Genomic DNA, 11,716 nt, shown 5'->3' on the forward strand with positions numbered 1-11,716 from the left:
GTTACTCCTTGCCTTGTTTGATAAGCCCATCACGATGGGCGATGCGATTTGATACCGCGACCTCGGCAGACTGCCGGGACTCGCTCGTTTGCATGAGTCGGGAGAACCTCTTTCTGGATTTCTCCGGATTGACCAAATAGAGGCCAACCAGTCCGGATATCAGGAGCAGCTCCCCCAAGATCTCAAATCCATGCTCGAACCCCTTAGCAGGACTAATCGCATTGCTGATAACGAAACCCATAACTGCCGGAGCCACCAAGCCTGCCACGGTGCCGATCGAGTTGTGTATCCCGAGCAACGCCCCTCGTTGGCGCATCGGTACGATCTCGGCTTGCATCAGCGGACCGAGCCACCCAATGAGTTGAATCATCGCGCTGCCAGCAGCAAGGCACGCGACTTTCACTCCCGGACTCTCGATCGAACCAATGCCCCAGAAGATTACCCCGGCAATGACGATCGGGCCGCTAGCCAGCACTCCTCTTGCCATCCTTGACGACACGCCATTGAGCAGCAGTTTTTCGGAAACCCACGAAAGCGCAAGCGCGACTGGAATCTGCGCCACCACGATCATTGAAAACAACCACCCCGCAGATGTCGCCGAATAGCCCAAGCCCAGGCGGAGATAGGCCGGAATCCACGTGAAGCAAAGCGCCACCACAGCGAATGCGGCGAACCACAAGATAAAGTTGCCGACAACCGTGGGGTCGGTCAACAGTGTTCCGTAGGGGACGACCTCCCGATCGTCTTCCTGTGTGGCCCCGTCGACGTCGACCGTCCCTTCCGCGCCCAGCAACAACCACAGCGCGACCCAGACGATGCCCATCACCCCTAGCGCGAGAAAGGCTGAATGCCAACCGTAACGCACGATGAAGAACGTCAAGATCGGTCCGGCAAGCATCATGCCGACAAAGGGTCCTTGCGCGATGATTGCGTTGGGAACACTGCGCTTGCGGTTATCGAACCATTTGTAGCAGGCATGTAACGCAACCGGATAGGCCGGCCCCTCGCCCAGGCCGAGCAATATCCGACACGCAACCAGCGTGGGCAGACTTACGCTGCCCACCATGGGAAATTGCACGACGGTCCACGTAGCGGCTAGAAAGACCAGGATCCAACGTGTTTTCACACGATTGGCGACGAATCCTAATGCGATGCCCGAGACGGAGTACAACAAAAAGAAACTGCTGCCGACCAATCCAAACTGCTTGGGCGTCAGCGACATATCGTGCATGACGGACACAGCCACTAATCCGATGACCGCCTTGTCGGCATAGTTAATGACCATGAACAGGAACAACAAAGCCACCACGACCCAAGCCCGCCACTTATCGTGCAATGAAAACATGTCTCCGCCTATTGTTTATATGATTACGACATTTCGACCAATCGAAGCTGCGTAGTTTTTATATTATTCAAACCAATGGCCCAAGCGCTGCGTCCGCCAACGCGCTCTCCTTCATCATCGGCCTGCGCTGCCCATAAAGCGAAATACTGACTCCGCCGGACGACTCACGCGCCAGACCGTGGCCCACGTACGAAGCAACAGGCAATCTACCGAACTTAATTTCGTGGTTCAAAGAATTCCGTCTCGTCCTGTTCCCACCGAGGGCAACGACCCGACTGATCAGCGCATGCCCATCAAGGCATACGGATAATAATATAAACAAATTTCAATAATTGCAAATTGCAATTATTTTGGGCGGATATCTCAATGGATCGCAGCGCCTCTCGGCCGTGACAAGGGCTACGTCCTGTTCGGCCGTCGTGACGGCGCCGAGCGTCATCCGTAAGCCCGGTGATCCGAGGGATTCAACATCCAGCGCGGGTCTACTCTGCAATCCGCAGGCTGCCAGAAGTAAGAGCATAGACGGCGACATTCATGACGTGTCCCTCATCCAGTCACCCTCCCGAAGGCAGGTTTCGAAGTTCAAGCTCGGAGGCTGCTTAATTGGGCATAGCCCCCTCGTACGCGTCGTGGAGAAGCGCGAGGATGGCCTTGCGTTCCACCGGACGCGGATTCCAGTAGGGATTGGCGCTTGCGATGTCGGCGGCCTTCTCCAGGTCATCCGCCTTCATGCCAATTTCCTTGAGCGCTGTGGGTGCGCCGTTTTCCTTAGCCAACTGATACACCCCTATCGCAGCATCTGCCGAGCCCAACGCTCGAGCAATCCGCTTCATCGCCTCCGGAGCTGCGTCGCGGTTGTACGCAAGGGCATGCGACAACACGATGGTGTGTGTCTGGGCGTGCGGCAAGTTAAAGCTGCCACCCAGTGTGTGGCAGAGTTTGTGATGCAAAGCCATTCCAACACTGCCGAGCACCATTCCGCACAGCCATGCGCCGTAGAGTGCATGCGAGCGGGCTTCGATGTTCGTCGGGTCCGCGACGATTCCCGACATTGCGCGGACGAGCGCCGCGATGCCTTCCTCTGCAAGCAAATTCGTGACTGGATTCGCATCCTTCGAGTACAGCCCTTCCGCAGCGTGTGCGATTGCGTTGATACCGCTGGTGACCGAGAGCTCAACTGGAAGGCTTGTAGTCAAGCTCGGGTCGTATATGACGGTCTTCGGAAGCACGCGTAAGTCGGTTCCCGTGCGCTTCGACCCCGCTTCGGTGATGCCAAAAATAGGCGTCATCTCGCTGCCGGCATACGTGGTTGGAATCGCGAGAATGGGCAGATCTGATTCGAGCGCGATGGCCTTACCGAGTCCGACAGTAGAGCCGCCACCGACGGCGATAGCGCAATCGGCATGCAGCTCGCGAGCAAGCGCCCGCGCTTCCCTGGCCAATTCCAGCGGGACGTGCATGACCGCCCGGTCAAACACTGCAGCGGCACGGCCGCCCAACCGGGCTGCCAGAGCCTCGCTAGTTTCCTTCTGTTCCGGACTGCAGAGGATGAGCGCACGTTCCGACTTCAGATTCAGAACTTCCCGCTCGAGGTGCTCCAGGCTGCCCGCGCCGAAAACTACGCGGCCAGCCCGAGCCTGGTAGACGAAGTCAAGCTTTTGCATGAACACATTCCCTGTTTTGTTAGCGCCGTATCGAGCTTCGATGGCATAGTCCGCCTGAAAGCGGGCGGTACGCAGTGCACCTGAAGATGCCCGGGCCGCGAGGGTTAAGCCGCCCGTCCTTCGACGGACTCGAACTCGGAAACCCGCACGGCATCGTTGGCATAATCGTCTTTGCTCTATTCCAAATTCGTTTCGGAATACTTTATACCCGGAATCAGACCACCCAATCCCTCGAAGCTGTTGTTCACGAGATCAGATGCAGTGGCTCGAGCGGCCGGCGTGTCACCACGCACGCGCCACATCGGAAAGACGCATACACTCTCGGCGATTGTGCTCGTTTGCGAGAATGAAATGACCGCCCCACTCTTCTTCGGTAAATTATTGTCACGAGTGAACGCGTGAAGGTGCTGGACCAAAACTGCTGACGTCCGTAGTCGCGGATTTTTACATTCTTGCCGAAATCCAATCACGGGTTGCATGACGGAGTCTTCTCTCTATTGCGTCTCGGCCTCAAATATACTGGCCTTCTCCATAGCGAAAAATGCCCATCAAGGAAAGCATATTTCCACCTAGTGGAAAACTGCGTGACCCCGAGATGGGGCTTCCCCGTTCGCGCATGATGTGCACGCAATGCTTTCCAGTCGACCGACTTGCTTACACGTAGGCATCCAGACAATAGGCCGCTCGGAATTTTTATGCGCTTGCTGTCGTCATCCAGCGCTTTTCCAGGTGTAGACGCTTTACACGGTCGATGAGAAACTCGGTGAAAACCCTGATCTTCGCTGGCTGGTAACGTCTGCTCTGATAAGCCAGGTTGATGGCCAAGGGCGGCAATTGCCAATCTTCCAGAACGGGAATCAGCCGCCCAGAGATAACGTCGTCGTGAATGATGTAGAGCGGTTGAATCACAATACCCAAGCCGGCCCGGCCGGCGGCAACGATGACTTGACCTTCGTTCGAGTCGAGCGCACTCGTTATTGCAATGTGGTGCTGCTCGTCACACCGACTCAGATGCAGGAGATACGGGTCCGCCGCGAGGTTGTAGACAAGCATCCGATGCCTCGCTACGTCGTCCGGCGTCATCGGGCGCCCGTATTCAGCGAGATACGACGGCGACGCAGCCAGAACTCGCCGAGTTTCAGCGAGACGCCGCACTGTAATCCCCGAATCATCCTCGTGCTCTTTCGTGCGGATTGCGACGTCGATACCGGCCTCTATGAAGTGCCTGTATTGATTCGCGGCTGTGACCTGAACCGAGAGGTCTGGGTATCGCTTGAGAAATTCGGGCAGCGCGGGAGCGATGTGTATGGAGGCAAACGACACCGAGCTTGTGACTCTCAGAACGCCACGCGGGTTGACCGCCTCCTCCGACACGATTGACTCGGCTTCTGCCATTTCCGACAGGATAGAACTACATCGGCGGTGATACTCCTCCCCTACCGCGGTCAGCCACATTCGTCGCGTGGTTCGCTCAATAAGCCGTGCGCCGAGTTGGCCCTCAAGGGCATTGAGCGTGCGGCTGGCCGCAGCGTTCGACATGTCCAATTTCGCGGCTGCCTTTGAAAGACTCCCGAGGTCTGCGGTCAAAACGAACAGCTTGATCTGCGCCCAACGGTCCATCATGTCGCTCCCTGTCTTCTCGACGTCGCCGTCTCAGCCCGGTTCATGGCGCCGACTCTTTCGACGGGCCTTCATAGTCCGAAAAATCCCGGCTTTTCAGGTCTTATTTACTTGCGCCTAACGAAAAACAACTACGCGTATCTTACGATGCAAAAAGGAAAACGAGCAGATCTACACAGGTAGTGCCACCGAAAGTGGCCCACTAAAGGGCGCGATACCCGGTTCGTCGAAGTAACCGAATCAGCTTTAAGAAGCCCGACAGACTCGCATTATGTTCATCCCTTCGGTACGCACAATACACGCTGCTAGTAGGCATCGGCTTGACCACTTTCACGAAGGAGACCTCAGGAAGATGAATGCTCATGGCCGAAATCGGTACCAACGCCAGGCCGACTCCGGCGGAGACCAGGGTCAGACAAGCCATCAAATCCTCGGTTTCCTTGACAATATTGGGCGTGAAGCCTGCCTCTTCACAAAACCGTAGCACCTCGTCTGCAAAGCTCGGTCGCGACATGGCAGGGAAAATCACCAGTGGTTCGTCGCGCAACGCAGACATCGGCAATGTGGTCCGCCTGGCAAGCGCACTGGACGACGCGACGGCGACAACGACCGGTTCGCGAACCACTTCTTCGCACTCGATGTCCGGTTCGTTGCGGTATTGCCTGCTGAAACCAATGTCGAGCCACCCATCACGGAGCGCACGAATCTGGCGATCCTTCGGCAGATTGTGAAGATCCACCGTGACCTGCGGCTGGGACTTTCCGAATTCCGTGATCAATTGCGGTATCACGCGAAAGATTGAGGAACCGTAGTACGCAATCTCCAGGTGGCCGAACTCCCCGCGAGCGGCCCTGCGAGAACGCTCGACAGCTTCGTTCACAACCCTCAGTGCTCTTCGCGCGTCTTCCAGGAACGCTGTTCCCGCATCAGTCAGCTCCACACCTTTGGCCGTTCGCTCAAGAAGCTTTACACCGACCTGCTCCTCCAATTGTCCAATCATCCGGGAAAGGGGAGGTTGCGAAATGTGGAGGCGTGTTGAGGCGCGCCGGAAGCTATGTTCTTCCGCGACGGCCACGAAGTACCGAAGATGTCGAAGTTCCAATCTGAATCCTTGACTGTAAGTGGGAGGTGATACTTTTTAGGTATTCGGGGTTGCGAAAATGATATTGGAAGATAGCACTGGCTCTCCCTATAGTCGAGGCGCACAAAGCGAACAAAGCATCAAGATTTCTCTCTCCATATTCATAAAGGAAACTGACATGTCTACCCGTTCCCAGGAGGTCATCCACGATCTTCTGAAGTCTATCCGTGAGGTATTGTGGCGCCATGACGTGACATTCGCGGAGTACCGTGCCGCAGTCGGCTTCCTGATGAAGTACGCTCAGAGTCCGCAGTTTGAAATCCCGCTGACATGCGACATGCTGTTTAACGCGTCGGTCTCGGACATCGAAATGAAGAATCGGAAAGGTTCGGTCAGCAATCTTGAGGGGCCGTATTTTCTTGAAACTGCACCAACGATCACGGACCGCATTAGTACACGTGATCATCAAGGGGAGGAACTGATCATCGAGGGCCAAGTGAGAGACTTGACAGGGAACCCCGTTGAAGGGGCTGAGCTGTACATCTGGCACTCTGACGCGCAAGGCTTTTACAGCGGGTTCAGTGGCGATTTTCCAGTCGACCTTTACCGTGGCAAGAAAATAATCGGTTCGACCGGTGCGTACAGCGTGCGCACGACGATGCCGACCCCTTACATGATCCCGCACGACGGACCTAGCGGCGAGCTCCTTGGCTTCATGGGCCGCCATCCCTGGCGGCCCGCCCACGTGCATTTCAAAGTGCGTGCAAGGGGTTTTCTTGAACTTACCACCCAAGCTTACTTCGCCGGCGGCGATTGGGTTGACAGTGATTGCGTTGAGGGCGTCCGTGCTCCCCTCGTGCACGATCTAGAAATTCGGGGGAACAACAAAGTGCTCAAGATGGACTTTGTGCTCGATCCGATTTGACGGCCTCCGGCGTGGCGGGACTACGACCCCGGGGACATTACTATTTTCGATAAGCAACGAGATCCACACTGGCTCCCGCACCGCCTGCTCACGCTACGCTTTGCGCGCCAAATCCTGCAGATGAATTTCGGCGACGCGCACGGGACATGCCAATCAATCGGCCCTTGGCGCGCGCCGTGGCTGAGACGGAAATTTTATCTTTAGCATTACCAAATCATAAGGTGCCCGTGGCGCCCCAGTCGAAGCATTCGATATCAGTCTTGTATAGCGCGCACCGGGCAGAGGTAATAAACCCGTATGGGCTCGCTATATCTTTGATTCGTGGAACGATTGCCAACTATATGGCCATACCCTAGTCGGAGGAAGCGTGAATAAGAAAGTTGAGAATATCGCCGATGCGATTGTAGCGGCGGTGCAAAAAATCTCCCGCGTCGAAAATATCCGCGTACACATTGAGTTCGCGCGCGCGCGGCCGGGAGCATACGCGTGAAGATCGATTTAATCGAGGCCGTGATCGTAGATTTGCCGACCAGGCGGCCAATCCAGATGTCGATCACCACAGTTCAACGACAAAGCTACGTCATTGTCCGGGTTTTTTCCGAAGGACTCGTTGGCACCGGTGAAGGAGGAAGCGTCGGTGGTCCCGTCTGGAGCTCGGAATGCGCGGAAACGATAAAAATTATCGTCGAACAATATCTCGCCCCTCACCTCGTCGGCACCGATGCGTTCAACATTTCCAGCGCGCTGCAAACCATGTCGCGCGCTGTAACCGGAAACGCCTCCGCAAAAGCTGCGATAGAAATGGCGTTGCTTGACCTGAAGGCTCGTGCATTGAATGTATCGATCTCCGAGTTACTTGGTGGAAGGTTGCGCAGTGCGATTCCGATTACCTGGACATTGGCCAGCGGTGATACCCAGCGCGATATCGATTCTGCTGTCGAAATGATTGAAGGAGGACGACACAATCGTTTCAAGGTCAAGCTCGGCTTTCGGTCGCCAAAGGAAGATCTGATCCATATGGATGCGTTGTCGAATCGTTTAGGATCCAAGGCCTTTCTTCGCGTTGACGTGAATCAGGCTTGGGACGAACAGGTAGCGTCTGTGTACATCCCAGAACTGGAAGCGCTCGGTGTGGAACTCGTCGAACAGCCGGTCGCTCGTGAGAATACTCATGCTTTGAGGCGGCTCTCCCACAACAACCGAGTAGCCGTCATGGCGGATGAGAGTCTAAGTACTTTGGCCTCGGCATTTGACCTCGCACGTGAGCGGAGTGTAGATGTCTTTTCGTTGAAACTTTGCAACATGGGGGGAATCGCGGCGACGCAAAAGATCGCTGCAATCGCAGAAGCAAGTGGAATTGCTTCGTATGGGGGAACCATGCTTGATTCAACAATCGGCACATCAGCTGCACTTCAGCTCTATTCGACGATTCCATCGCTTCCATTCGGTTGCGAACTGATCGGGCCCTTCGTTTTGGCAGACACGCTGAGTGAGGAATCGCTTGAGATTCGGAACTATGAACTGCAGGTTCCCTCGGGCATTGGTCACGGTATGACGCTTGACGAGGACAAGGTGCGCCAGTACGCACGTGTTAGCTAGGCTGGTCGAGCAACTCAAGCTGCACACCAAAATATGGAATATTGAAGGGAGACTCAATATGTTATCTAGCGGCGTTAAGATCATTTCGCGTTCGGGTGGGGCGATTGGTGCTTACCTCGGAAAGCCAACCATCGCTCCCGCGCCCATCGTCGTAATCGCGCAAGAGATTTTCGGCATCACGCCTTTCATAAAAGGGGTCGTGGATTGGCTTGTTGACGCAGGTTTTGGATGCGTGTGTCCCGATCTGTACTGGAGACAGGCGCCGAATATCGAACTTGATGCAAACATACCATCGGAGCGGGAACAGGCTCTTGCCTTGTTTCGCACCTTCGACATGGAAGCAGGGATCGACGACCTTAGATGCACCATCGAATATGCTCGTGCGCTTCCTTTCTCGAATGGCCGTGTCGCTGTAGTCGGATACTGCCTCGGGGGCGCGCTGGCGTTTGATGTGGCCGCGCGATCGTTGGCCGATTGCGCAATTGGCTATTACGGCGTGGGACTTGAAAAAAAGATCTCACTTGTGCCAGCCATTACACGACCCGCGATGTTTCACATGGGTACCCAAGACCACTATGTCACAGCGGAGTGCTGTAGCATCCTCGACGAACATTTCGGTAAAAATAAAAAATTGCGTCTGCACTGGTACTCATCGGGACATTCATTTGCACGATCGTCCAGTCCGAATTTCGACCAGACGGCAACCACTGTGGCGAATGCACGGACTCTCGAGTTGCTTTCGACGTTGAAGGACGTCATGTGAAGAGGTTCACGCTTGCGTACATGAGCCCAAGGGATGTCTTCAGCGCGGGTACTGTGTTTGCAGTATCTGATGAAATAGAACGCTTTGGCTCATGTCGTATCCCAGTAAATCGTGGATGAGTGACACCGCCTCATGCAACCTCAGTATTGCCCTGCCAAGCTATATCAAACGCCGCAGGTTGCTTAATTTCTCCCACGCGCAGTCGCATGCCACAGGTCATATGTTAACTAATGATAAAGACATTCGGCAAGCTTGTGCCCCAGAACTCTGTCGTGCCTGGGTCCACCTTTCGCTCACACGTCGACGATGCATTGAACTCAAGCCGTAAATGGCCGTTGTTGCGGTGAAGCAAAACTGAATCAACGTATCAAGTAAAAACGTCGATGAAGGCGGTCTAATCAACTTATGTAGTTCGCATTGCAAAAATGTACATGGCTGCACAACGAGCTCAGGCAATTTACATATTTTTCATCGATCTATTCGATTCTTTTAAATATTAAGGAATACATATGAATGGTCATCGCTATGCGGGCGTCATGTTGAGCGCAAGCTTGATCTGGCTGGCGATGGATACTACGGCGCAAGCACAGAGTTCAGTCACAATGTACGGCAGCATCGATGATGGCTTCAATTGGACTTCCAATGTCGGTGGACACAATCAGTACAACATATCGAGTGGCGTAATGCAGGGGAACCGATGGGGTCTTCTCGGCAAGGAAGATCTGGGTGGCGGACTCTCGACAACATTCGTCATTGAAAACGGATTTGACCTGAACACCGGCTCGGCCGGGCAGAGGAATCGCGGCAGCACGCAGGGGTTGATGTTCGGGCGCCAGGCGTATGTGGGAGTGTCCGGTGCATACGGGACGGTGCTGCTGGGACGTCAATACGACTCGGTCATTGACTACGTAGGGGCATACGAATCCGCCAACCAGTGGGCGGGGTATATTGGAGCTCACCCTGGCGACCTCGACAACATGAACACCGCATATCGCGCGAACAATGCCGTCAAATATATGAGCAAGGCGTATGGCGGCTTTACGTTTGGCGGCGTCTATAGCTTGGGCGGCGTAGCTGGCGATGTCTCCCGCAATCAGGTTTGGTCGATAGGTGCGGGATACACAAACGGTCCACTCTCGCTCGCCGCCGGATATTTAAACGCGCGCAACCCGAACGTAGGCTTCTTCGGCGACAACGGCGGGAGCAGCCCCACCACAACAAGTGCCAGTTTCATCTCTTCGCCGGTGTACAGCGGCTATGCATCGGCTCGAACCTATCAGGACATAGCGGCAGGTGCCGCCTATGTATTCGGCGCAGCGACGGTTGGCGCGACCTATTCAAACGTCCAGTTCAAGGATCTCGGAGACACTGTCGCATCGGGGCCGAATCCGCGCGGCTACAAGGGTAATGCAACCTTTAACAACGTTGAGGTCAACTTCAAGTATCAGGTGACACCCGCGTTTTTTCTCGGTGCAGCGTTCGATTACACGAAAGGCGGTAGTGTCGATTCGGCTGCCGGCGTCGATCCAGGCGCCAAATATTTTCAAGGCGCGCTGGGCGCGCATTACTTCCTTTCGAAGCGCACGGACGTCTATCTAATCGGAATCTACCAGAAAGGGCGGGCTCAAAATTGAAGCGCAACACCAAAGCGTATAAGGTGTTGTAATGCATAAAGCAAATCAGTACGAGCAGTTGCAAGCTGAGGAACGTTTGGAGATTGCGAGCCTACGTCAACGGGGTTCTAGTATTCGGGCCATGGCCCGAATACTCGGGCGCTCGGCCTCTACCCTTAGCCGCGAACTCAGGCGCAATAGTTCTGTGCTTGGTTATGTCCCAGCAGCGGCGCACGCACTCAGTTCGGCCCGACGATCCAACAGTGCGGTCGCGCCCAAACTCGGGCCTCACAGCGCTTGCTGGAGGGTCGTCCTCACGCTGCTGGAGTGGCGTTGGTCGCCTCAGCAAATCTCTGGAGTCCTCAAGCGTATGTTCCCAAACGATCCGACTTTGCAGGTCTCGCACGAAACGATTTACACCACTATCTACGCCCACCCAGGCGGCGAACTACGGCGTCAACTCATTGCTTGTTTGCGTCGTGCTCATCGCGCCCGTATGTCGCGGACACGGGGTAGTGATCGCCGCTGGCAAATTCCAAATATGGTCAGCATTCACGTGCGCCCACCTGAAATAGAGGATCGCGTGATGCCCGGGCACTGGGAGGGCGACTTCATTAAAGGCGAAGGCAATCGCTCTTCAGTGGGCGTGTTGGTGGAGAGAACCAGCCGTCTAGTGCTGCTGGCTAAGATGGACGATGCCACAGCCGAATCTGCACTGGCTGGCTTCTCCGCCAAGCTCAACTCGATCCCCGAGCACTTGCGTCACAGCTTCACTTACGACCAGGGGCGTGAACTCTCACGGCATCAAGAACTTGCCGCTCAAACAGGCGTGAATGTCTATTTTTGCGATCCACACAGCCCGTGGCAGCGAGGAACTTGTGAAAATACCAACGGCCTGTTGCGCGAGTACTTGCCCAAAGGCACCGACCTTTCCGTCCATAGTCAGGCCGACCTCGACGTCATTGCAGACAGCTTGAACAACCGCCCTCGTGCTACGCATGCGTTTCATTCACCCTTCGAGGTATTTGCCGCGACACTAAAAGCAGCGGATCTCGCAACGTCATCTAAACATTAGACCAGTTGTTGCACTTCGACTTGAGACCGCC

9 protein-coding genes and 1 pseudogene are annotated in these 11,716 nt (G+C 55.2%); 6 read left to right on the forward strand and 4 right to left on the reverse strand.

Annotated elements, in window-relative coordinates; translation table 11 throughout:
• Position 1 precedes the first annotated feature (1 nt).
• From ACMX25_RS34585 to ACMX25_RS34600, 4 genes are all read right to left on the reverse strand, one after another.
• Entirely contained in the window at positions 2 to 1,345 is a 1,344-nt protein-coding gene (locus ACMX25_RS34585) for an MFS transporter (protein WP_414954385.1), read from the reverse strand.
• Positions 1,346 to 1,944: 599 nt separating this feature from the next.
• On the reverse strand, positions 1,945 to 3,009 hold the full coding sequence (locus ACMX25_RS34590; protein ID WP_414954386.1) for a maleylacetate reductase: 1,065 nt from the start codon (positions 3,007 to 3,009) through the stop codon (positions 1,945 to 1,947).
• Between the two features lie 693 nt (positions 3,010 to 3,702).
• The gene (locus ACMX25_RS34595) at positions 3,703 to 4,629 is read right to left on the reverse strand and encodes a LysR family transcriptional regulator (RefSeq protein ID WP_414954393.1); all 927 of its coding nucleotides are present in this window, start codon (positions 4,627 to 4,629) and stop codon (positions 3,703 to 3,705) included.
• A 202-nt stretch (positions 4,630 to 4,831) separates the two neighbouring features.
• Positions 4,832 to 5,731, reverse strand: coding sequence for a LysR family transcriptional regulator (locus tag ACMX25_RS34600; RefSeq protein WP_414954387.1), 900 nt, complete (start codon positions 5,729 to 5,731; stop codon positions 4,832 to 4,834).
• 157 nt (positions 5,732 to 5,888) lie between these two features.
• On the opposite strand from ACMX25_RS34600, the gene ACMX25_RS34605 reads away from it, so the two are divergent.
• The 6 genes and pseudogenes from ACMX25_RS34605 (at position 5,889) to ACMX25_RS34630 (ending at position 11,685) form a co-directional block, all read left to right on the forward strand.
• Positions 5,889 to 6,635, forward strand: coding sequence for a dioxygenase family protein (locus ACMX25_RS34605; RefSeq protein ID WP_414954388.1), 747 nt, complete (start codon positions 5,889 to 5,891; stop codon positions 6,633 to 6,635).
• 367 nt (positions 6,636 to 7,002) lie between these two features.
• Positions 7,003 to 7,125 carry a hypothetical protein gene (locus ACMX25_RS34610; RefSeq protein ID WP_414954389.1) on the forward strand — a complete coding sequence of 41 codons (123 nt, stop codon included), beginning with the start codon at positions 7,003 to 7,005 and terminating at the stop codon, positions 7,123 to 7,125.
• Complete coding sequence (gene tfdD / locus ACMX25_RS34615) at positions 7,122 to 8,234, forward strand: chloromuconate cycloisomerase (protein WP_414954390.1); 1,113 nt, start codon at positions 7,122 to 7,124, stop codon at positions 8,232 to 8,234. The genes ACMX25_RS34610 and tfdD overlap by 4 nt, the downstream gene beginning before the upstream one ends.
• A 58-nt stretch (positions 8,235 to 8,292) precedes the next feature.
• Complete coding sequence (locus tag ACMX25_RS34620) at positions 8,293 to 8,997, forward strand: dienelactone hydrolase family protein (RefSeq protein WP_414954391.1); 705 nt, start codon at positions 8,293 to 8,295, stop codon at positions 8,995 to 8,997.
• Between the two features lie 539 nt (positions 8,998 to 9,536).
• A pseudogene (locus tag ACMX25_RS34625) lies at positions 9,537 to 10,610 on the forward strand (porin); the annotation flags it as partial.
• A 52-nt stretch (positions 10,611 to 10,662) separates the two neighbouring features.
• On the forward strand, positions 10,663 to 11,685 hold the full coding sequence (locus ACMX25_RS34630; RefSeq protein WP_414948293.1) for an IS30 family transposase: 1,023 nt from the start codon (positions 10,663 to 10,665) through the stop codon (positions 11,683 to 11,685).
• Positions 11,686 to 11,716 lie beyond the last annotated feature (31 nt).

The sequence above is a fragment of the Caballeronia eucalypticola genome, assembly GCF_047608185.1.
Taxonomy (GTDB): domain Bacteria; phylum Pseudomonadota; class Gammaproteobacteria; order Burkholderiales; family Burkholderiaceae; genus Caballeronia.